The sequence below is a fragment of the Flavobacterium sp. WC2409 genome (assembly GCF_041200085.1).
Classification (GTDB): Bacteria; Bacteroidota; Bacteroidia; order Flavobacteriales; family Flavobacteriaceae; genus Flavobacterium.
Map to the genome: position 1 here is coordinate 2342548 of NZ_CP165625.1, position 23534 is coordinate 2366081.

General features: G+C 32.5%; 21 protein-coding genes. 14 read left to right on the forward strand and 7 right to left on the reverse strand.

The features are described from left to right. The first annotated feature begins 173 nt into the window (after positions 1–173). Together AB3G34_RS10055 and AB3G34_RS10060 are read left to right on the forward strand one after the other, a co-directional pair. Positions 174–422, forward strand: a complete 249-nt coding sequence (locus AB3G34_RS10055; RefSeq protein WP_369752361.1) for a hypothetical protein — start codon at positions 174–176, stop codon at positions 420–422. A 1015-nt stretch (positions 423–1437) separates the two neighbouring features. Beyond that, positions 1438–2562 (forward strand): SDR family oxidoreductase, encoded by a 1125-nt coding sequence (locus AB3G34_RS10060; RefSeq protein ID WP_367771440.1) that lies wholly within the window; start codon positions 1438–1440, stop codon positions 2560–2562. A 155-nt stretch (positions 2563–2717) separates the two neighbouring features. On the opposite strand, the gene AB3G34_RS10065 is transcribed toward AB3G34_RS10060, so the two are convergent. After that, complete coding sequence (locus AB3G34_RS10065; protein WP_369752362.1) at positions 2718–6158, reverse strand: methylmalonyl-CoA mutase family protein; 3441 nt, start codon at positions 6156–6158, stop codon at positions 2718–2720. 258 nt (positions 6159–6416) lie between these two features. Here AB3G34_RS10065 and AB3G34_RS10070 point away from each other — a divergent pair, with 258 nt between their 5' ends. Together AB3G34_RS10070 and purU are read left to right on the forward strand one after the other, a co-directional pair. Next, positions 6417–7124, forward strand: coding sequence for a DUF4197 domain-containing protein (locus AB3G34_RS10070; protein WP_367771445.1), 708 nt, complete (start codon positions 6417–6419; stop codon positions 7122–7124). A 32-nt stretch (positions 7125–7156) separates the two neighbouring features. Further along, positions 7157–8011, forward strand: a complete 855-nt coding sequence (gene purU / locus AB3G34_RS10075) for a formyltetrahydrofolate deformylase (protein WP_367754580.1) — start codon at positions 7157–7159, stop codon at positions 8009–8011. 273 nt (positions 8012–8284) lie between these two features. On the opposite strand, the gene AB3G34_RS10080 is transcribed toward purU, so the two are convergent. Continuing rightward, positions 8285–9097, reverse strand: a complete 813-nt coding sequence (locus tag AB3G34_RS10080) for an alpha/beta fold hydrolase (protein WP_369754092.1) — start codon at positions 9095–9097, stop codon at positions 8285–8287. Positions 9098–9201: 104 nt separating this feature from the next. On the opposite strand from AB3G34_RS10080, the gene AB3G34_RS10085 reads away from it, so the two are divergent. Next, complete coding sequence (locus AB3G34_RS10085) at positions 9202–9348, forward strand: hypothetical protein (RefSeq protein ID WP_367771450.1); 147 nt, start codon at positions 9202–9204, stop codon at positions 9346–9348. Here the strand turns inward: AB3G34_RS10085 and AB3G34_RS10090 are convergent. Continuing rightward, positions 9343–10143, reverse strand: coding sequence for an ABC transporter substrate-binding protein (locus tag AB3G34_RS10090; protein ID WP_369752363.1), 801 nt, complete (start codon positions 10141–10143; stop codon positions 9343–9345). The two genes, AB3G34_RS10085 and AB3G34_RS10090, sit on opposite strands and share 6 nt — an antisense overlap. A 286-nt stretch (positions 10144–10429) precedes the next feature. After that, on the reverse strand, positions 10430–11257 hold the full coding sequence (pyrF, locus tag AB3G34_RS10095) for an orotidine-5'-phosphate decarboxylase (RefSeq protein ID WP_369752364.1): 828 nt from the start codon (positions 11255–11257) through the stop codon (positions 10430–10432). Between the two features lie 425 nt (positions 11258–11682). On the opposite strand from pyrF, the gene AB3G34_RS10100 reads away from it, so the two are divergent. The 6 genes from AB3G34_RS10100 (at position 11683) to AB3G34_RS10125 (ending at position 15837) form a co-directional block, all read left to right on the forward strand. Next, positions 11683–12246 carry a helix-turn-helix domain-containing protein gene (locus AB3G34_RS10100; protein WP_367754589.1) on the forward strand — a complete coding sequence of 188 codons (564 nt, stop codon included), beginning with the start codon at positions 11683–11685 and terminating at the stop codon, positions 12244–12246. An 11-nt stretch (positions 12247–12257) separates the two neighbouring features. Continuing rightward, positions 12258–12704, forward strand: a complete 447-nt coding sequence (locus AB3G34_RS10105; protein ID WP_367754591.1) for a response regulator — start codon at positions 12258–12260, stop codon at positions 12702–12704. A gap of 1 nt (position 12705) precedes the next feature. Continuing rightward, positions 12706–14490, forward strand: coding sequence for a CHASE3 domain-containing protein (locus AB3G34_RS10110; protein ID WP_369752365.1), 1785 nt, complete (start codon positions 12706–12708; stop codon positions 14488–14490). A gap of 329 nt (positions 14491–14819) precedes the next feature. Further along, the gene (locus AB3G34_RS10115; protein WP_367754595.1) at positions 14820–14963 is read left to right on the forward strand and encodes a lmo0937 family membrane protein; all 144 of its coding nucleotides are present in this window, start codon (positions 14820–14822) and stop codon (positions 14961–14963) included. 13 nt (positions 14964–14976) lie between these two features. Beyond that, a complete protein-coding gene (locus AB3G34_RS10120; RefSeq protein ID WP_367771462.1) occupies positions 14977–15276 on the forward strand; it encodes a hypothetical protein in 300 nt (99 codons plus the stop codon). Positions 15277–15516: 240 nt separating this feature from the next. Then, complete coding sequence (locus AB3G34_RS10125; protein ID WP_369752366.1) at positions 15517–15837, forward strand: hypothetical protein; 321 nt, start codon at positions 15517–15519, stop codon at positions 15835–15837. Between the two features lie 85 nt (positions 15838–15922). Here the strand turns inward: AB3G34_RS10125 and prfA are convergent, their stop codons facing one another. Together prfA and AB3G34_RS10135 are read right to left on the reverse strand one after the other, a co-directional pair. Next, positions 15923–16999: a peptide chain release factor 1 gene (prfA, locus tag AB3G34_RS10130; protein ID WP_367771467.1), complete on the reverse strand. Its 1077-nt coding sequence runs from the start codon at positions 16997–16999 to the stop codon at positions 15923–15925. Positions 17000–17448: 449 nt separating this feature from the next. Continuing rightward, complete coding sequence (locus AB3G34_RS10135) at positions 17449–17931, reverse strand: hypothetical protein (protein ID WP_367771470.1); 483 nt, start codon at positions 17929–17931, stop codon at positions 17449–17451. Positions 17932–18177: 246 nt separating this feature from the next. Here AB3G34_RS10135 and AB3G34_RS10140 point away from each other — a divergent pair, with 246 nt between their 5' ends. The 3 genes from AB3G34_RS10140 to AB3G34_RS10150 all read left to right on the forward strand — a co-directional run bounded on the left by AB3G34_RS10140 (position 18178) and on the right by AB3G34_RS10150 (position 22077). After that, positions 18178–18828 (forward strand): DUF1801 domain-containing protein, encoded by a 651-nt coding sequence (locus tag AB3G34_RS10140; protein ID WP_369752367.1) that lies wholly within the window; start codon positions 18178–18180, stop codon positions 18826–18828. Positions 18829–19109: 281 nt separating this feature from the next. Continuing rightward, positions 19110–21416, forward strand: a complete 2307-nt coding sequence (locus tag AB3G34_RS10145) for a DNA topoisomerase 3 (protein ID WP_369752368.1) — start codon at positions 19110–19112, stop codon at positions 21414–21416. 172 nt (positions 21417–21588) lie between these two features. Continuing rightward, positions 21589–22077, forward strand: coding sequence for a DUF6265 family protein (locus AB3G34_RS10150; protein ID WP_367754613.1), 489 nt, complete (start codon positions 21589–21591; stop codon positions 22075–22077). A 23-nt stretch (positions 22078–22100) separates the two neighbouring features. Here the strand turns inward: AB3G34_RS10150 and AB3G34_RS10155 are convergent, their stop codons facing one another. Continuing rightward, a complete protein-coding gene (locus AB3G34_RS10155; protein ID WP_369752369.1) occupies positions 22101–23264 on the reverse strand; it encodes an MFS transporter in 1164 nt (387 codons plus the stop codon). Positions 23265–23534: the final 270 nt, after the last annotated feature.

The window sequence follows — 23534 nt, forward strand, 5'->3', positions numbered from 1 at the left end:
AAACTAGTTAAAAATCAAAATAACTTCAGAATTTATATTCTTGAAGTTTTCCATCATTTAAAGAAATTATTAAACAATAAAACAGCATCCTTTTACAAACCAAATATTTATTAATTAATAAAAATTGAAAACTTAGTTTAAAAAATTGAAAATGAAGACTGATAAAAGCTTCTATGCTTGATATAGAAACTTGCAAAAAAATAAAATCCAAAAAATTGATTCTCAAAGTTTCATTTTCTTTAAAAGCACTTTTGGAAAAAATCGTAATACTGCTTTCTTTGGTGTTTAAAAGCTACTTTAAATTACAACCTATCCCGAATTATTTGTTAATCAAAGTTAAAGGATTAACTAAAAAAAGGGAAGAAAAGGCGGTAAAACAAGACCAAATTCTATTTTTAACGATGAGGAACATTGTTCGTTAAGAAAAGCATTACATCAATAAAATATTAATAAAAAACTACTGGTTAACTTGTTGTTTATCAATACATTATGAATAATGTTACATAAATTTTGTTAAACATAAATTCGTGTTAAACTTCTAAAAAATAATCTAACATATTCTTATTCAATTGATTTTTATATTGATTTTTCCATAAAAAAATTAGAAAAATTTTTCATAATCTTAAATTAAAAAAAAGCAACACACTTTTTTAAATTTCCAAATAAGTGTTAAAAATTTTAACATAATTATTCATTTGAAAAATGGAGACAAACAAAAAACAATAAAAAAGACATTTTTACTAAAAAGAGAAATCACTTTACGAACATAAACACATCAATAAACATTCTTGTAAAAATTTGAATCTACAGCTACAAAATAAACTTCATAACACTTTGAAAATCAATAACATAATACAAAATCGTTTTTAATTGATTCTTTTTTAAATAAAAAAGAATTAGTCTAATAATATGTCATTCCATTATTAACAAGTTTATTGTACTAATATCTTCATAAAAAGGATTCATTCAGTTCCCGTATTAATCTGCTTAATACAATTCCAAAAACAGTTTAAATAATTCCTTTTATTTATAGTTATGTTATCCAAATTTGTTTTTTTATAGTTCTAACTTTTCAAAAAAAACTTCCTCTTCTTATGAGGCTCCTTAAAGCACTGTATTTATTTTTTGGCTTATTGATTAGTAAAATAAGTTCCTTCAAAAGCTTCAATTGTTGCAATTGTTTATTTTTTGCATAAAATACAACCAGTATTATTTAGTTGCAAAACAAATTATTCATTGTTTTGAATTTAAAAACACTCCTTTTTTTTAACATAACAAAAAATATGCTTAACTTTAAGTTCCCTTAGTCGTAAATAAAAAACACACAACTAGCTGTACAACAAATACTTAGTAGCTAAAATATTACTTTTTTATTTCTACAGTTTTTCCTCTTATTTTATTAATTGAATTTAGATTACAATTAAAAAAACACTTACGATGAAAATAATACTTACAGGTGCAACGGGAGTTTTGGGTTCACAAATCATGTATGAAATCCTTGAACTATTTATACGAGATTCAATTAATGGAAAACTTTTATTGATTTCTAGAAGCAAAGGAAAAAAGTCTGCATTAGACCGCATCAATAAATTACTTTCCAGTAGTTACACTCCAAAAATATTAAAAGACCAAGGGCTTGAAAAGCTAGATCAATACATCGAAATTATTGATACCGATTTAGATTCGGTACAAGAAAACTTTTCTAGTAAAATTGATGGTGCTTATTTCATCCATTCGGCTGGTTACGTTAATTTATCAACAGACGAAGAACACCGAGAAAAAATATTTGACGAAAACACTAAAATCACCAAAGTCATTTTAAACAATTTTCATCATTCCATAAAAAAATTCATTTATATAGGCACTGCTTTTTCCTCAGGAGAACGTACTGGAATTGTAGAAAATGATTTTCACAATCTTGATTTCATTCCCCAACATCGCAACGCATACGAAAATGCCAAATTTTATTCGGAGAACTTTGTTGCAAAACGATGTAAAGACTTAGGATTGCCTTTTCAAATACTGCGTCCAAGTGTTATTTGTGGACGATTAATGGATGACGAAAACAAATATTTCGTTTCCAAATACATGGTTTTCTATCTCTTGGCTAAATTTTTCTATCTTGCTGCTCAAAGAACAACCGAACAGGAAAATGTACGTTTTATGATCAATGAAAAAACAGGTTTAAATATAATTCCTGTAGATTATGTAGCCAAAATAATTGTTTCCGTTTTCAGGAGAGATGACATTCAACAACTCAATATTGTAAGCCATAAAAGTTTAAATCTGGTCAAAGGGTTAGAATTAATTATGGATGAAATGGGCTATAAAAATTATACTATAATAAAAAATGCTCCCCATTTTGAGTACCAAAATACCACCGAAAAATTATATTACGAAAGTATTGGTAAGCATCTCAAACCCTATTTAGTGACTAGTGCCAAACAATTTAACACTACCTTATTGAATTCTATTCTAGAAATTCCAGTACTCGATGATGAAACATTTACACAACTCATTCGATATGCAAAATTGCACAAATTCAAAGATGTAAATATCTAATTTCGTTTTCTAATAATTAATTTCAAAAGTAAAATAAAAAAGACCTTCCTCCCGAAGATTCGGAACTGAAAGGTCTTTCTAATTTTTAATCTGTTCCACAAAAAAGGCAGAACTGCGATTCATCTCTTTTATGGAATGCAAAAGGGGTTCTCTGCTTACATATTTCTTCTATATTGTCCACCCACTTCAAATAAAGCGGCAGTTATTTGTCCTAATGTACACACTTTAGTTGCTTCCATTAAGTGATCAAATAAGTTTTCATTTTCAATTGCTGCGTCTTGTATGCGGTCCAATTGTTCTTTTACTTGCATTGCATTGGCTTTATGTAAGTTTTCCAATGTTTGAATCTGGAATCGCTTCTCTTCTTCTGTTGCACGAATCACTTCAGCAGGAATCACTGTTGGCGACCCTTTGGAACTTAAAAACGTATTTACTCCTATGATTGGGAATTCCCCAGTATGTTTCAACGTTTCATAATACAAACTTTCTTCTTGAATTTTAGAACGTTGGTACATGGTTTCCATAGCACCAAGAACTCCTCCTCTTTCAGTTATTCTATCAAATTCTTGCAGAACAGCTGCTTCAACAAGATCCGTTAATTCTTCAATGATAAACGAACCTTGAATTGGATTTTCATTTTTGGCTAGACCTAACTCTTTATTAATAATCAATTGGATTGCCATGGCACGACGTACTGATTCTTCTGTAGGTGTTGTAATCGCTTCATCATACGCATTAGTATGCAAAGAATTACAGTTGTCATAAATAGCATATAATGCTTGTAATGTGGTACGGATATCATTGAAATCTATCTCTTGCGCATGTAAAGAACGTCCAGACGTTTGAATATGGTATTTCAACATTTGCGCTCTTTCGTTAGCTCCGTATTTAACTTTCATGGCTTTCGCCCAAATTTTACGTGCCACACGACCAATAACTGCATATTCAGGATCTACTCCGTTCGAAAAGAAGAACGATAAGTTAGGTCCAAAATCATTGATACTCATTCCACGACTCAAATAGTATTCTACATACGTAAATCCATTTGAAAGTGTAAATGCCAATTGTGTTATTGGGTTTGCACCCGCCTCAGCAATATGGTATCCCGATATTGAAACCGAATAAAAATTACGAACATTGTTAGTAATAAAATATTCTTGAACGTCTCCCATTAAACGCAAAGCAAATTCGGTAGAGAAAATACACGTATTCTGCGCTTGATCTTCTTTTAAAATATCAGCCTGAACCGTTCCACGAACTTGTGAAAGTGTTCTAACTTTAATTTCATTATATACGTCTAAAGGCAATACTTGATCTCCTGTTATTCCTAAAAGGAACAAACCTAAACCATTATTCCCTTCGGGTAAATCACCATTGTAAACAGGGCGATTAACTCCTTTTTCTTTATATATTTTGCTAATTTTAGCTTCTACTTCTTTTTCTAAATCATTAGCTTTGATGTACAACTCACATTGTTGATCAATAGCAGCATTCATAAAGAAACCAAGCAGCATAGGCGCTGGTCCATTGATTGTCATACTTACCGAAGTCATAGCATGTACCAAATCAAAACCTGAATACAATTTTTTAGCATCATCTAAACAACAAATAGAAACTCCAGCATTACCAATTTTTCCGTAAATATCAGGACGCAAATGCGGATCATTACCGTACAAAGTCACACTGTCAAAAGCAGTTGATAAACGCTTAGCCGGTAAACCTGCACTTACATAATGAAAACGCTTGTTAGTTCTTTCCGGTCCACCTTCACCTGCAAACATACGTGATGGATCTTCTCCTTCTCTTTTAAAAGGATACAATCCGGAGGTAAAAGGGAATTCTCCTGGTACATTTTCTTGTAAACACCATCTCAATATATCTCCCCAAGCTTCGTACTTAGGCAAGGCAATTTTTGGAATTTGGGAGTGCGATAACGATTCCGAATGTGTTTTTATTTCAATAACCTTATCTCTAACTTTAAACGAGTAGATCGGGTTTTTATATTTGTTTACTTTTTCATCCCAAGTCAAGATTACTTCCCAATTGTAAGGATCTAAATCCATTTTTACTTTATCAAATTGATTCAATAAAAGGTTAAGAAAGATATTATTTTCATCGTGCTCTTTGATTGCACTTGGATAAACCGAAGTATCGTCAAGTCCAGTTTTAGTAATCACTGGAACATTTCCAGAAACCGATTCTATAGTTTTGAAAATACCATACAATTTTTGAGCTACTTTTTGTTGGCTCAAAGCGGTTTCATCATATTTTCTGTTGCTTTCTGCAATTTCAGACAAATAACGGGTTCTGTGAGGTGGAATTACGAAGATCTTCTCACTCATTTCACGCGTTACTTCAAAGGTTGATTTCAAGTCGGAATCCGTTTTCTCTACAATTTTATCCATAATGGATTTGTAAAGCGTATTCATTCCCGGATCATTGAACTGTGAAGCAATAGTTCCAAAAACAGGCATATCATCTGGATTTGCATCCCATAGATTATGATTGCGTTGGTATTGTTTTTTTACATCACGAATAGCATCTAATGCGCCACGTTTATCAAATTTATTCAATGCTACTAAATCAGCAAAATCAAGCATGTCGATTTTTTCTAATTGTGTTGCAGCACCAAATTCTGGTGTCATTACGTATAACGAAACATCAGAATGGTCCATAATCTCGGTATCCGATTGACCAATTCCTGAAGTTTCCAAAATGATGATATCGTATTTTGCCGCTTTGATTACTTGAATCGCATCAGCAACATATTTTGATAAGGCTAGATTGGATTGACGTGTTGCTAGAGAACGCATATACACTCTAGGACTATTAATCGCATTCATACGAATTCGATCTCCAAGAAGCGCTCCTCCTGTTTTACGTTTTGATGGATCAACCGAAATTAAACCAATGGTTTTCTCTGGAAAATCGACTAGAAAACGACGAACTAATTCATCTACTAATGATGATTTTCCAGCTCCACCAGTACCAGTAATTCCTAGAACGGGTGTTTTGCAGTTTTTATTTATTTCATGAATGGCATCCAATGCTGGTTTCGCAATTTCAGGAAAATTCTCTGCCGCCGAAATTATTCTAGCAATAGCTGTTGGATTTTTGGAAGCCAATTGCGCTACTTCATCCGTTAATTTGTCTCCAGTAGGAAAGTCTGATTGTTGAACTAAATCATTAATCATTCCTTGTAATCCCATCGAACGCCCATCATCTGGCGCATAAATTCGGGTGATTCCGTAAGCTTGTAATTCCGCAATTTCAGAAGGTAAAATTACTCCTCCTCCTCCTCCGAAAATTTTAATATGTCCTGCTCCTTTTTCTTTTAGCAAATCATACATGTATTTAAAATACTCATTATGGCCTCCTTGATAGGAAGTCAAAGCAATTGCATTAGCATCTTCTTGAATAGCGGTATTCACCACTTCTTCAACACTACGATCATGCCCTAAATGAATTACCTCTACTCCTGTAGACTGAATAATTCTTCTCATGATATTTATAGCTGCATCATGACCATCAAATAATGAGGCTGCAGTGACAATTCTTACTTTATTCTTAGGAATATACGGTGTTTGTGGATTCATTTTGAGAATATGATAATTTTAAGGGTGCAATTTACAAAAATTTTTAATGATTGTTCTATGTTCCTTTGAGATGTTAATAAAAAAGCAATAATCTTCTAAATTAGCCCCGATGGAAGTGGCATCCCACGCTTTTGGGCGTGGATACAACGGACAGCGGGACAATTGTTCCTAAATATAACATAAAGTTTATGCTTCTATAAAAAATTATGCAACTCTATTTGAATTAAATAGTATTTTTGGTCTAAATAAAATAAAATTATGAAAAAATTAATAGCAATTATAGCCTTGTTTTCTCTTTCTAGTTGTGCTGAATTACAACAAATTGCCAATCAATATCCGACCCTTGGAACTGTGGGAAGTGTTAATATTGCAGGTGGTTTGCGAGAAGCTTTAAACAATGGAATTTCTAAACAAGTTACAAAGCTAACAGCGACTGATGGGTTTTTGAAAAATGAAGCTGTAAAGATCTTATTGCCACAAGAATTGCGAAAAGTTGATTCGGCTTTAAGAAGCGTAGGTCTTAGCTCGCTGGCAGATGAAGGTTTAAAAGTACTGAATCGTGCTGCCGAAGATGCTGTAAAAGAAGCAACTCCTATATTTGTAGATGCCGTAAAAAACATGACTTTTACGGATGCTAAAACTATTTTATTAGGCAATAATACTGCTGCAACTGCTTATTTACAAAGTAGTACTTCGACTGCGTTGTACGGCAAATTTAATCCTGTAATCAAGAATTCATTTAGCAAAGTTGGAGCTGATAAAGTGTGGTCTAACATCATCACTAAATACAACAGTATTCCACTGGTTAACAAAGTAAACCCTGACTTAACGGACTATGTTACGAATCAAGCGATGGATGGTGTTTTTAAAATGATTGCCGTTGAAGAATTAAACATAAGAACGAATATCACTGCAAGAACTTCTCCTTTATTACAATCTGTTTTTGCTATGCAAGACAAAAAATAATTAATACCTATTCTCAAAAATAATTATCCAAAATGCAAAAGATTACCTTACTCATTCATTGCAAAGACCAAAAAGGAATTATTGCCGCAGTAACTAATTTTATACTAAAAGTAGAAGGAAACATTACCTATATCGATCAACATGTTGATGTAGAACAAAATGTTTTTTTCATGCGTTTAGAGAGCCAATTGACCAATCCTGAAATTAGTTTAGCGGCTATAAAAGAAGATTTTGAAAAAACCATTGCCCATGATTTCAATATGGCTTGGGATTTTTATAATAAAGATTTAAAACCAAAAATGGCTTTGTTTGTTTCTAAATACAACCATTGTTTATATGATATTTTAGGTCGCTATAGTGCTGGAGAATTAAACGTTGAAATTCCTTTGATTATTAGCAATCACATGGACTTGAAACCTATTGCGGATCAATTTAATATTCCGTTTTATCATGTTCCTTTTACAAAAGACAATAAAGAAGAAGGAGAGAAAAAACAGATTGAATTATTGAAAGAATTTGAAGTGAATTTTATTGTTTTGGCAAGATACATGCAAATCATCACGCCGAAACTGATATCGCTTTACGAAAATAAAATCATCAACATTCACCATTCCTTTTTGCCCGCTTTTCCAGGTGCAAAACCGTACCATTCGGCATTTAAACGAGGTGTAAAGATTATTGGAGCAACAAGTCATTATGTTACTGAAGAACTAGACGAAGGACCCATTATTGAACAAGACATCTCTCGGGTATCCCATATTAATTCAGTAGATGACTTTATAATGAAAGGTCGAGATTTAGAACGAATTGTTTTGGCAAGAGCCATAAAACTACATGCCGAAAGAAAAGTAATGACCTACAGTAATAAAACAGTCATTTTTCTTTAAAATGATTTTTTTTTATCATGAAAATAGCTCACTTAATGTGGGCTATTTTTATAGAAATACATTCCTAAGATAAAAAGAATTTAATAACGCATTGATATACAGACATAAAGCGTAAAAACTAAAAATCTTAACTTATACACAACAAACTAATAACACAATATTAACAGCTTTACGCTTCCTTATATATGATCTTTGCAGAGTAATAAACTGGTTATTTATTATTTGGTTTTGGTTAGTTAAAGAATTGCCGGCATCTTAGGATGCCGGCATTTTTTATTTAGTTCTATTCATAAAAGAAAGAACCTCTTTATTGAAAATAGTAGGCTGCTCTACATTTACCACATGACCGCAATTTTCTATTACTAATAGACTCGAGGATTTATAATGACTTTCAACCACTTTGCGAACAGATGGTAAAAACATATAATCTTCCTCTCCCATAACATATAGTGTAGGAATATTTAACTCTACTTGACGAAACCATTTTAGAACGGGATTAATTTCGGCAGTGAGTTTAAACCATTTTATAAATTCTTTTTGGTATAATTTTTTGGCTTCATTTATAAAAAGCAGTCGAGATTGTTTGTGGCTTTTTTTAGGCATAATCACAAAGGCGAAAAACCGATATAAAACCAAATAAGGTAAAACATACTTGAAAGCGTTACCCAATTTCATTAAAATCTGTGAACGAAAATTCATTTTCAATATGGCGCCACCAAGAATCATACTTTGTACGCGTTGGGGATACATTTCGGCCAATTGTCTAATTAAGATAGTTCCCATTGAAATACCGATAAAATGCGATTTTTCAATTTTAAGATGATCCAGCACTTCCAAAATATCATTGGCCAAAGCCGAAAAAGTATATTTTTGCTTAAAAGCCGTTTTTAAAGTAGTTTTAGATGCTCCATGACCTCGCAAATCCAATAACAATACATTATAATGCTTTTGAAAATCTCTAATTTGCTTGAACCAAATAGAAGAACTTCCACCTGCACCGTGTACAAAAGTCACCCATTGCTTTGCCTGTTGACTTTCGATCAAGCTAGCAACATTTTTATTTTCATAAATTGTATAACAAATCACCGTTTTTTGGCAAAAATAGTACATTAATTCTAAATCTCAATCTTAACTAATTTTTAAGTATTTTATAAGAATCAAAAAAACTAAATTTGCAAAAAATTACGATTATGATTGGCTTACTGAAAGAGAAGAATGAAATTGAGAAACTCCAAGAAGAATATAAAAAATTAGCAGACACAAACTTTAAAGTGGACGCTACTATCAAAACTGAAATCCCAAAAGAAGAATTAGTTCTTGAAGAATGTGAATCATAGTTTTTGATGTAACATTTTGAAATAATCAAAGGCTTTTAGCAAGCGGCTACCGTACCACGAAAACATTTCTCCATCTACCAAGACGGTTTGCGCTTTATCCGTATAGTTGCTTATTTCATATCCATCTTCTTTTTTAAACGGATAAGGTTCAGAAGACAGAAAAATAAAATCGGGATCACCATCTTGAACAATTTCTTCTATGGCAACTTCGGGATAACGTCCTTTAGTGTCATATATGTTCTTGAAGTGGTTGAGTTTTAATAATTCGTTTATAAAATTATCCGAACCCGCCACCATATAAGGATTTTTCCAAATAAAATAGGCCGCTTTCTTCACTGGAATGTCCTTTATGAAATTTTTAAAATCGCTCAAGGCAAAAGCCAATTTGTCGTTCCATTTTTGAGCCTCGGTTCTACAATTAAACAGTCGACCAAAATCAGATATCATTTGGAAATTATCTTCAATTGTAATGATATTTGTAACCCAAACAGGGCATATTTCGCTTAATCTTTCAACAATTTCTTGGGTGTTCTCCTCTTTGTTGCAAATGATAATATCTGGTTCTAATAGACGGATTTTTTCATAATGCACTTTCTTAGTTCCTCCTACTTTAGTTTTGGTGGATTTAAAATGATAAGGATGTACACAAAACTTCGTTATCCCGATTATTTTAGCCTCTTGCCCCAAGTCATACAATAATTCAGTTTGCGAAGGCACAAGAGAAATAATTCGTTTTGGCGAAGTTATAAAGGTGTGTGAAGTCCCAAGTTGATCGATGAAAGAAATTTGTTTCAAGTTTTTTTGTTTAAAGGTTTAACCACAAAGTTCGCAAAGGACACAAAGGATTTTTTTAAGTTGCAAAGTTACGGAGACTCAAAGTTACAAAGTTCGTAGGTTTTAACTTGAGGTTTGAATTTCATAATTCGATCAGCGAATTTTAAGTATTAAAAACGTTAAACTTTTTAAAACCATGTAGGTATGAAGAAAAATCAAGACCTCTCTTTATAGACAATCCAAAACTTTAAACTTTAAACCTGAAACTTTAAACTAAATTACCCACAAACTGAGACAACTTGAAACTTTAAACCTGAAACTTTAAACTTACAATAGCCTCCATCTCCTGTTGCATTTTCAAGGCTTCTTCTCTTGCTTTGACGGTAAAATCAGTTCCGTTTGAGGCATAGATAATTGCTCTTGAAGAGTTGATCAATAACCCTATGTTGTCGTTCATTCCGTATTTGCATACTTCAGAAAGGCTTCCACCTTGTGCTCCTACTCCCGGAACTAGCAAGAAACTATCTGGAACAATTTTTCGAACCTCTGTAAAATATTCTGCTTTGGTAGCACCAACCACATACATTAAGTTTTCGCTGTTTTTCCAAGATTTAGAGGTTTCAAGTACTTGCTTGTACAATTCTTGTCCGTTCACAAGTAAAGTCTGAAAATCAAATGCACCTTCATTAGAAGTCAGCGCCAACATGATAGTATGTTTGTTTTCGAAAGCTAAGAAAGGCTCTACCGAATCTTTCCCCATATACGGAGCAACAGTTACACTATCAAAGTTTAAATCTTCAAAAAAAGCTTTGGCATACATCGAAGACGTATTTCCTATATCTCCTCGTTTTGCATCGGCAATCGTAAAAATTTCAGGATAATTGGCATTGATATATTGGATTGTTTTTTGCAAAGCCAACCATCCTTTTATACCGTAAGCTTCAAAAAAAGCAATATTGGGTTTGTAAGCAACACATAAATCATGTGTTGCATCAATAATAGCTTTGTTAAACTCAAAAATAGGATCTTCTAAATCTAAAAGATGTTTTGGAATTTTATTTAAATCGACGTCCAGACCTACTGCGAGGAATGATTTCTTGATTTTGATTTGTTCAATTAGTTCTTGTGTAGTCATTTTTCTTGTAGTTGTGCGACAAAATTACAAACATAGAGTTAATATCGGTTAGAATACTACGATAAAATTCCATTTAATTTACAAAATTAAAATCCGTAGTTCTCAGTTTAATGAAATCTTTACTACCCAACAAATTGACTATTTGTAAGTTCTTTTTTTAATACCATACAAATGAAATGGAACTGTAAAAGCGTAAAACAACTGTTAAAAAAAACATAAAATATAAGAAACTGCTACTAGAGTCTATTTTAATAGGCCAAAAAAATCTCACAAATAATCCGCTAATAATCAACACACAACTATTATTTTATTGTCGAAAATTTCATAATTTCACGCCTAAAATTTAAAAAAATGATAGTACGAATGGGTATTCAATAAATTTAGTATTAACATTTTTATATCTTTACTAATTAACAAAAATGCTTATGAAAGTACATTTGAAGTTTGACTATGCTCAGTTAACAAAAAAGATTGTCCAAGAAAAACTATCCGAATTAGGATATAAATACAATTATATTGGGTTTGGTGAATTCAATTTTTTAGAAAAAGTACCTACTGCAAAAATAAAAGAAATCACTTCTATTTTCGATGAGTATGGTATAGAAATAGTTGAAAATCAAAAAAGCATATTAGTTCAAAAAATTAAAGACACCATCGTTGAAATGGTTCACAATGACGAGCAATTAAATATAAAAAGCTCCGTATACATTGCTGATAAATTAAACATGAGTTACGCCTATTTGTCTAATCTATTTTCAGAAGTCACTTTTACTTCGATTGAAAACTTTATTATAATTCAAAAAATAGAATTAGCAAAACAATTAATGCTTAACACCTCATTGAACATAACTGAAATTTCCATTCAGTTGAACTATTCCAGTGTAGCGCATTTAAGCACACAATTCAAAAATATGACAGGCATGACTCCTTCCGTTTTTCAAAAGTTAATTAACAAACGAAAAGAACAATTAGATAAAAATAACAGCTAAAACAAGACTCTATGACTACTGATTACATAAATATTTGCCTTGCAGACGATGACGAAGACGACAGGTTGTTTTTTACAGACGCTTTTGACGAATTGAAAATAAATACAAAAGTGAGCACTTTTAAAGATGGTGTAGAGTTAATGAATTACTTAAACCATTTTGATGCTGTTTTACCTAACATTTTATTTTTAGACTTAAACATGCCAAAAAAAAATGGTCTCGAATGTTTATTGGAAATAAAAAAAAATAAAACCCTAAATGATATTGTCGTTGCCATCTATTCAACCTCATCATCAGAGGAACATATCGATGAGACTTTTATAAATGGTGCTAATATTTATATTAAAAAGCCAAGTGATTTTGATAGTTTAAAAAAAATACTTTCTGACGTGGTGACCATAAACTGGCAATACCATACCTCTGGTTTAAATAAAGATAATTTCTTAATGAGAATGTAAAATGAAATATATTCAGCTTCATAAATCGCCGCTATTTTTAAAAATAATTTTTATTATCTCAGTAACAATTATATTTTTTATTGGCGCTATTACTTTTAAACACATTACTGTTCTAAAAAAAACATCCAATTGGGTAAGTAATAGTTATGAAGTAAATATTGAACTGGAGCGTTTAATTTCTTACCTAAAAGATGCCGAAACTGGAGAAAGAGGTTATATATTGACTAAAGAGAAAAGTTTTCTTGAACCTTATATTGCATCTAAACATTTAATCAAAAATTCTTTCAAGAAAGTAACCTTATTAACTGTCAACAGTAGGACTCAACAAGCAAATTTAAAAAAATTAATATTCCTCATTAATACCAGACAAAACTACCTTTCCAAAACATTGTATCTTGTTGAGCAGGAAAATTATGATCAGGAAGTTTTTAAAAGTTATTTAGAAATTGGAAAAAAAACAATGGATTCTATACGAGATAAAATAGAAGAAATGATTATTGTTCAAAAAAGACTTTTACAAAACAGGCAATTGGATTATGAGTCCACTATGAGTTATACTCCGCTACTTATTTATCTCACCCTCTTAGTGACGTTAGTTTTAATTACGATTGCATTTATTAAAATGAATCAGGACTTAGTGACCCTTAAAAATACAATTAACACACTTTCAGTTGCCAATGAAGCCAGTAATCTTGCGGAGATTGTGGGAGGTTTTGGAAGTTGGCAATTCAATTTAAATACAGAAACCTTTGCTTTCTCAGATAATGAATATCGCTTATTAGGATGTGAACCTCAATCTTTTAAGGCAAGTCTCGAAGAATTTTACAAATTTGTTCACCCAGACGATTTACAACACGTAATTGACAACGCGAACAACATTCCTATTGAAACAACTTTACCTGCATTTACTTATAGAATTATCAGAAAAGATGGCGAAATAAGATATTTCAGAGCTTTAGGACGAGTTGTAACAGTAGCTTCTGGCGAGAGAACACATATAGGAACTACAAGTGATGTTACTGAGGAAGTGTATGCTAATAACTTTATTGAAGATCGAAATAGAGAATTAGAAAGTAACAATAAAGAACTAACGGCATTCAACTACATTGCGAGTCACGATTTACAAGAACCACTACGAAAAATTGAAACTTTTCTCTCAAGATTAGTTAGTAAAGATTATAACAATTTATCTAAAGCAGGACAACAATACGTGACCAGCATACAATATTCTGCTAATCGAATGCGTGTTCTTATTGAAGACTTATTGCAATTCTCTAGAACTAATAAAACTGAAAAAGCTTTTGAAGATGCTGATTTAAATTCCTTATTAGAAAATGCAAAACAAGAACTAGCTCAAATAATTGAAGATAAAAATGCAAGTATTGAAAATACTGAATTACCTCATTTAAAAGTAATTCCATTTCAAATGCAGCAGTTGTTTATTAATTTAATTGGTAACTCATTAAAATATAGCAAAGAAGACAGCAGTCCAATCATTCAAATTAATTGTTCAACAATCAGTGCTAATAACGAAGAATTATTACCTAACAACAATCTGAACTATTATAAAATCACCATTGATGACAACGGAATCGGATTTGAGCAAGAATATGCTAAAAAGATTTTCATCCTCTTTAATAGACTTCACAACAAAAACGAATATAACGGAACAGGAATTGGTTTGGCTATTTGTAAAAAAATAGTAGAAAACCACAAAGGATTTATATTTGCCAATGGAGTATTGAATCAAGGTGCTACATTTACTATTTTTCTCCCTGAGGCATAAGAGTCAACCATATACTATCTTCTAAACTCAATAAAAGATACTTCAACTCCTGATAAAACGCACAAAAAAATCTCTTTTTGGCATGTATCAGTCTGCAATAAGTTTTAAATTATATAAAATCACATTTAAATTCTGTAATAAAAATCGAAATTGATGTAACAAACTTTTGCTATCAACTATCGATCTTTGTATATATAAAACAAATCTTTAAATAAGATGCTGAATTAGAACATTTATAAAAGAATATGGGTTGCTTTATTAATGACGGGAATAACCAAATTAATGCAAGCAGCTAATACACTTTAATTATTAATTATATAAAAAACATCATGCAAAATTTATTATACATTGTAGCAGTAGTATTAGTAATACTATGGGCATTAGGATTCTTCGTTTATAGTTTAGGAAGTATTATTCACATATTATTAGTAATAGCTGTTATTGCAATTTTACTAAGAGTGATAAGAGGGTAATTAGATAAAACAAATGAAAAACAACAATTTAACAATAGGAATACTTGGAGGTTTCGTATTAGGATCTTATTTAGGAATTCTATTCACCCAAGAAAAAAGAGAAATTGCTAAAAATAAAATAGTTGACAACACCAACAATTTAAAAAAAATGGTAAAACACTCAACTAATATATTGAATGATACAATTTCTGAAAAAATAAATAGCCTAAAAAATCAATCACAACAATTGAAAGAAAACGCTATAGTACTTATAGAACAAGAAAAAACAAAATTAGAAAATATAAAAGACATTAATAAATCAGTCTTTTTATAATAGCAAGCGAATTAAATGTACAGTAAAAAACCGTACTATTTTAAAAAGCACATTCAATCTAAACATAAGAGTATTCAATAGCTTGCTACACTACTAATTCTATGTTTAATACGATGATCAATTGTATGAAAAATGTCCTTTTTAATGATTTTCAAGCAGTCAAAATAAAGGTGCTAAAAAACGGTTTAGTACATATCTATTTTAGACTTATATATGTAATAAAACCATAATAATACCAGAATGAAAAATTCAATACCACTATTAGGATTTTTTTTAATAGCAATTAGTTTGGTATCTTGCAAAACCCAAGAAGAAAAAAAAGCAGAACAAGTTACTAATAATTATGTTCGTTTTGTAGATTCGATCAGTCATAAAAATACTGATGATATACTAGCAAATTGGGATTCTATTAATACGTCTTTCGAAAATAAAACAGCTGAAATAAATACTGAAATTGACAAATTAGAGGACAATCATGATTTTGATGCCAAAATCGATTCGGCTATCGCCAAATATGAAGTTTTAAAAAAATCAGTCCTTCTACTAAAAGAAAACAAGTAAAAATTCAAGAACTAAAACTAAAAAATGCCACACTAATTAGTAGTATGGCATTTTTATGTATTCAATATTTTTTTACGCTATTTTCTTAAAAAACCTCGCTTGCTTCTTTCAATTTCTCCATATTGTTCACTAATGCTAGTTCGTCAACAATTTTTTGAATATCACCATTCATAATGTTTCCTAGGTCATACAGGGTTAAACCAACTCTATGGTCCGTTACACGGCCTTGTGCGTAATTGTAAGTACGAATTTTAGCAGAACGGTCACCTGAACTAACTTGAGATGTACGTGTAGTAGCATCTTCCGCTTGTTTTTTGGCTAATTCTTGTTCGTATAAACGAGAACGCAATACGCCAAAGGCTTTATCCTTATTCTTGTGTTGTGATTTTTGATCTTGACATTGTGCTACTAATCCAGTTGGAATATGCGTCAAACGCACTGCCGATTTGGTTGTATTTACTGATTGTCCACCAGGTCCTGATGAACAAAAGAAATCCACACGTACATCATTCATATCAATTTGTACATCAAATTCCTCTGCTTCTGGCAATACCATAACAGTCGCTGCTGATGTGTGCACACGTCCTTGCGTTTCCGTTTGTGGTACACGTTGCACACGGTGAACACCCGCTTCAAACTTCAATGTTCCATAAACATCCTCACCAGTAACTTCAAAGATTACCTCTTTAAATCCACCCGAAGTTCCTTCATTCATATCCACAACTGACGTTCTCCATCCGCGGCCTTCACAGTATTTAGTGTACATACGGAATAAATCCCCTGCAAAAATACTCGCTTCATCCCCACCCGTTCCGGCACGAATCTCCACCATCACATTCTTCGCATCTTCAGGATCTTTAGGAATCAACATAAATTTAATTTCTTCCTCTAGTTCTGGTAATCTTTCCTTTGCTTCGTCCAGTTGCATCTTGGCCATTTCGGTCATATCTGCATCACTACCGTCAGCAATTATTTCATTTGCTTCATCAATATTAGCCATAAGTAGCACGTATTCGTCTCTCTTTTCAGCCAATGCTTTCAAGCTTTTATACTCTTGATTCAATTGCACATAACGTTTCTGATCAGAAATAACATCCGGCTGGATAATCAAATCCGATATCTCATCGAAACGTTGTTTTACTATTTGAAGTCTATCTAACATAATCTTAGTCCTTTATTTGGAGTGCAAAAATACGAAATTTTTGTTTAAAGTGTAATGTTTAAAGTTCCAAGTTTTTTTAGGAGCTATTTCCTGCTATCCGCTGTATTCCCGATAATAAAAACTAAGGCTAAAAAAAGCCTAGTTTTTCTAAATCGGGAGATGCCGCTACTATCAGGGCTAGCGCATTTGTTATAGAAAGATTAATACAATTCCGCAAACAAAGTCATTGCGAGGAACGAAGCAATCTCACGATCAAAAGCAAATCCAATAAATTATCTACGCGGATAAACTGGATGAGATCCCTCATTCTTCGGAATGACAAGAATATAGCAAAGGTCTTAATATAAAAAACCAACGATTCAAGCAATACTTATTTCGTATTCTTAAACCGTTGGTTTTAGTGTATTAGCTAAGTTAGAAAAGACAATAATTCATTCCTCGCTTGCAGATTATTTATCAACGCAATCGACACTTGTTAATTTATATTTTACATTATCATAATCGATAGGTTGCCCTTTAACAAAATAAGACTTTCCAAAATAGTATTCTATTTTTCCATTTCCTAAAATTAGGCTATCTCCCCTTTTTAGAAATGCCATTGGGTTACTAAATATTTTTACTTTGTCCGCTCCCTGATAAAAAGAATAGTCTACTAATAGCGTATCTCCATGGAATGATCCCGTGATTTTTCCAATCTTTTTTGGCTTAGCATAAAGACTCATTATCATATCCCCAGTTATTTTATTGTCTTTTGAAGTAATCATTTTCATTTCGATAGTATCACTTTCATACAACGCTTTATAGCAAGCTACGTTGGCAGAATTTTCAGCCTGTACTTCAGTAGCTTTAGTATCTTTTTGACTTTGCTCTTTTTTACAGCTTTGGAGTCCAAAGCATGATAATAGCAATAAAAATAGACCTAGATTTTTCATAATAGTAAACAGTTTAGTTTATAAATTGGTGAATATTTACTACTAATTTACGAATAAATAGCGTGATTTAACGCCTATTTTCAGTTTAATATTAGGACTGTCCGCAAATCGAACCAAACGTTCTTTATTTGGCTACTTTGAAACAAGTGAAAATATTTATTTAAAGCACTTTGTAGCATTTACAAAACGTTTTTTTATACTTTTATAAAACTAAAAGCTACTTCAAAATTTAAAACTACATCAACAATGAATCTCAAAGTCGACGACTTTATTAGTAATGCTAAAAAATGGCAGCCCGAAATGGAGCAATTACGACAATTGTTACTCGATTGTGGTCTGACCGAAGAGTTCAAGTGGCGCACGCCTTGTTATAGTTTTCAAGGGAACAACGTAGTTTTAATAGCCAGTTTTAAATCATTTTGTGCGCTTAGTTTCCTCAAAGGTTCGTTGCTACAAGATACCAACGGAATGTTAGTACAACCGGGAGAAAACAGCCAAGCAGTCCGTTTTTTTAAATTTACTAATGTATCTGAAATTGAGGAACTAAAACCTATCCTGAAAAACTACATTTATGAAGCGATTGAGGTCGAAAAAGCGGGTTTAAAAGTAGCTTTCAAAAGTAATAAAGAATTAGAGTTAGTAGATGAACTGAAAGCTATTTTAGATAAAAACCTAGCTTTAAAAGCAGCTTTTGAATCCTTAACTCCAGGACGACAACGGGCATATAACTTGTTTTTTGAAGCTGCGAAACAATCCAAAACTAGGGAAACCAGAATAGAAAAATACATTCCCCGCATTCTTGACGGTAAAGGAATCAATGATTGTGTTTGCGGTTTATCTAAAAAAATGCCCAGTTGCGACGGTTCACACAAATCCATTTGTGGAGAAGATAAATGATCTGATAGTACAATCCTAGATCTTTGGTTATTGTGAAAATAAAACGGAATTAATAGCCCTGATGGAAGCGGCATCTCCGATTTAGAAAAACAAGGCTTTTTTAGCCGTAGTTTTTATTATCGGGAATAGAGCGGACAGCAGGACCATTCGTTTTTATAAATCCTATTTATTCTGCTCCTAAAAAACCTTTCAATTTACTACCCGTTCATAAATCCCGACGATTTTTTTTTAATACCAATTTCTAAATTCCTAATTTGCGCCATCAAAATCAGTAGAAGAAAATGAAGGTCTGTATTGCCGAAAAACCAAGTGTAGCACGTGAAATCGCATCCGTTTTAGGAGCCAATACCAAGCATGATGGCTATTATGAAGGCAATGGTTATGCGGTAACCTATACTTTTGGTCATTTATGTACCTTGAAAGAACCTAACGATTACAAATCCTATTGGAAAAGTTGGGACTTGAACAACTTGCCCATGCTTCCTGAAAAATTTGAGACTAAAGTAGTTTCTAATTCAGGAATCCAAAAGCAATTTAAAATTATAAAAGGATTATTTGACAAGGCCACTTTAGTCATCAACTGCGGGGATGCGGGACAAGAAGGAGAACTGATCCAGCGCTGGGTGATGAACGAAGCCAACTATAAAGGCGAAGTGCAACGCTTGTGGATTTCGTCCCTAACCACCGAAGCTATTAAAGAAGGTTTTGAGAACTTAAAACCATCCGCCAACTACGATAATTTATACTACGCTGGTTTTTCGCGAGCCATAGGTGATTGGTTACTGGGCATGAATGCCACCCGTTTGTACACCGTAAAACATGGCGGTTACAAGCAAGTATTGTCTATAGGACGCGTACAAACACCTACATTAGCGATGGTAGTCGATCGCTGGAAGGAAATAGAAAATTTCAAACCACAACCCTATTGGGAATTGCAAACCTTATATAGAGAAACACTTTTTAGCTATGAAGAAGGTCGTTTTTTGAAAAAGGAAGACGGAGAAATTTTGGCCAATAAAGTCAAAGAAAGTGAATTCGAAATTGTTTCTGTAGAAAAAAAGAACGGAAATGAGTTTGCACCTAAGTTATTTGATTTAACTGGATTACAAGTGTATTGCAATACAAAATTTGGTTTTACAGCTGATGAAACGCTTAAAATTGTACAAACTTTGTATGAACAAAAAGTAGTCACCTATCCCAGAGTAGACACCACTTTTTTACCAAACGACGTCTATCCAAAAGTGGCCGGTATTTTACAAAATTTAACTAATTATGCTGCATTAACGCAACCGCTTTTAGAAAAAAAGATTAAAAAATCATCTAAGGTTTTCAACGATAAAAAAGTAACCGATCACCATGCGATTATTCCTACGGGAATTCAATCGAACTTGCAATACAATCAGCAGCAAGTTTATGATATTATTACAAAGCGTTTTATAGCTGTATTTTATGATGATTGCTTGGTAGCTAATACCTCAGTGATTGGGAAAGCAGCCGATGTGCTGTTCAAAACTACTGGAAAAGAAATCTTAAAAAAAGGATTTCGAGTTGTTTTTGAAGATCCAAATGCCAAAGAAAAAGAAGCCGATTTATTACCCAGTTTTACTGTGGGTGAGAAAGGACCTCATCAACCTTCCTTTTTAGAAAAGGAAACCAAACCACCCAATCAGTTTACGGAAGCTACGTTATTGCGTGCTATGGAAACTGCAGGTAAACAAGTTGATGATGAAGATTTACGGGAATTGATGAAGGAAAATGGCATCGGACGACCGTCAACACGAGCCAATATTATTGAAACCTTGTTCAAACGCCAGTACATTGTAAGAAATAAAAAACAAGTATTGCCAACCCCAACAGGAATTCAATTGATAGACACGATTCAAAATGAATTAGTAAAATCAGCGGAACTGACGGGATCTTGGGAAAAGCAATTGAAAGATATCGAAAAAGGAACTTTTACCGCTGGTGCTTTCATCAATAATATGAAACGCATGGTCGAGGCCTTAGTCTATGAAGTACGCAGTGAAACCAAACGTGCTAATATTTCGCATGTGGGTAATATTCAAAAAGAAGTAGCTAAAGTAGAAAAAAAGAAAGCGGCTGGAATCATGGCAGAAGCCTGTCCTAAATGTAAAAAAGGTACAATTATAGCAGGAAAGTCGGCTTATGGTTGTACCGATTATAAAGCGGGTTGCACTTTTTTATTGCCTTTTACTTTTATGGAGAAAAAAATATCCGAGAATCAATACCTGCGATTGCTACAAAAAGGATCCACTGTAAACTTGAAAGATTTTAAAACGGATACAGGAATTGTAGAAGGATTACTGCGATTTGATGAAAACTTCAATTTAAAATTAGAACCCAAAAAAACGGCTGCTCCTGCTCCTGCAAAGAATACAACTGCTGACACGCTGGCTTGTCCCAAATGCCAAAAAGGAACCGTTATCAAAGGAAATACAGCTTATGGATGCAGCAATTACAAACTGGGCTGTGATTTCAAAGTGCCTTTTGATATGGTTCGAGTAAAACTAAAAGATCAAAAACCAACCAAAGAATTGGTTCATACTATTTTGAAAGAAAGCATTTAAGATACTTTTTTTTAGGAGCTTCTTCCAGCTATCCGCTATATTCCCAATCATAAAAACTACGGCTGAAAAAGCCTTGTTTTTCAAAATCGGGAGATGCCGCTTTTATCTGGGCTAGTTGTGTATATTTTTCCTAATTTTGTATCCGTTCAACAAACAATAATTCGAAATCAAGATGTTTAAAAAAATAACTTTACTACTGCTGATCGTAACATTGCTATCCTGCAAGAAATCAGATTCATCTGATAAGAATGAAAAAGACAAGATAAAAACTGCCCATTGGTTACTGGGAACTTGGGAAAACAAAACTGCCGAAGGAAATTTATCAGAGACTTGGGAAAAAGTAAATGACAGTACATATGAAGGGCAATCGTATTTCATAAAAGGAAAAGACACGATTCACTTTGAAACCATTCAATTGCAACAAAAAGGAGAAGAATTAACTTATAATGCCAACGTACAAGGGCAAAATGAAGACAAACCGGTTCCTTTTAAACTAACTAAAACCACCGAAAAAGAATTGGTTTTTGAAAATCCAAAACACGATTACCCTCAAAAAATAAGCTACAAAAGCGTTTCAAAAGACAGTTTAATAGCGGAGATTTCAGGTATGCAATCAGGCAAACCAAGCTCCGAAAAATATGTGATGACGAAATCTAAATAGTACCGATTTAAGAAAAAATACAATTATGCTTCTTCGGTTGCAATTTTATTGACCATAAAAATCATAATGATTCCCAAAAGAGCCATTATTAAAAAGGCCCATTTCATACTCGAAATTTGAGAAATGAATCCAACCATTGGTGGCACAATCAAAAAACCAAGATATCCAATAGTTGAAATAGACGTTAGTGCGCTACCATTGCTCAAACTTTTTGATTTTCCAGCGATACTGAACACTAATGGGACAACACACGACACCCCAATTCCTATTAAAAAATAACCAATTATGGTTGTCGAAATAAAAGGAAAAAGAAAACAAATCAAAAAACCAGAGCTAATAAAAATACCGCTATAAAATAAAATTGGTTTTATACCATATTTAAATACGGCATAATCTCCCAAGAGACGCCCTAATGTCACCGCAGTCATAAAAAAAACAAAAGCTGCTGTGGTCCATTTTGGTGATGCATGTAATATGTTTTGAAAATAAATTCCGCTCCAATCATACATGGTATTTTCACAGGCCATCGACACAAAACAAATTATAGCAAACTTGATCAGGTTTTTGTCGGGCATCGAAAAGAATTTTTTCTTCTCCTTCACCGGTTCGGTATGAATTGTTTGTGGATAAACCCATGCTGTAACTGCCATCATTGCAACACTTACTCCCAACAAATGAAAGGAAGGCGCAATTTTTTGAGTAACCATTACATAACCTAAACCTGCTCCTATAAATCCTGCCAAACTCCAGACGGCATGAAAAGTAGTCATTATTGATTTTGGATACAGTTTTTGAACTTCAAGTGCCTGTGCATTCATTGATAAATTCAAAATATTTCTAGAAGAGCCAAAAATCAAGAGGATTATAACCAATTGCCAAACAAAAGCAGCAAAACCAGGTAAGGCCAATACGATATTAAACAATATGGCACCTAATAACATACAATACCGACTGCTATATTTATTCAATAACCTTCCAGTAAATGGCATAGTTAACATCAATCCTACTGGAAATGCAAATAAAACGGCTCCAAATTGCGCTTCACTTAAATGCAATTGCGCTTTAATAGCAGGAATTCGAGATGCCCAAGAAGAATATCCAAATCCCGAGATGAAAAAAAATACGGTGTTGGCAATTCTATATCCTTTAGGAGAATGCTGTATTTTTTTTAAATAGGATTGTATCATTTATTTTGAATGGTTTCAAAAATTACTGCTCTTTTTAAAAAATGATAGGCACTAATTCGAAGCTGTAAATTTAAGTATTTTAAAAACTAAATTTCTATGCTCCTTCCACTTTCTCCTAAAATTTAAAAAGTCAGTTTAAATACTACTATTTCATGTATGCAGTTCAGACAATTATTCTTGGGTGAAGATTCATAAAAAAACGACCATTTTACATAATACATTATAAACAACAACCTTTCATATAAAAAACAGTATTGTTTTCGATTCATA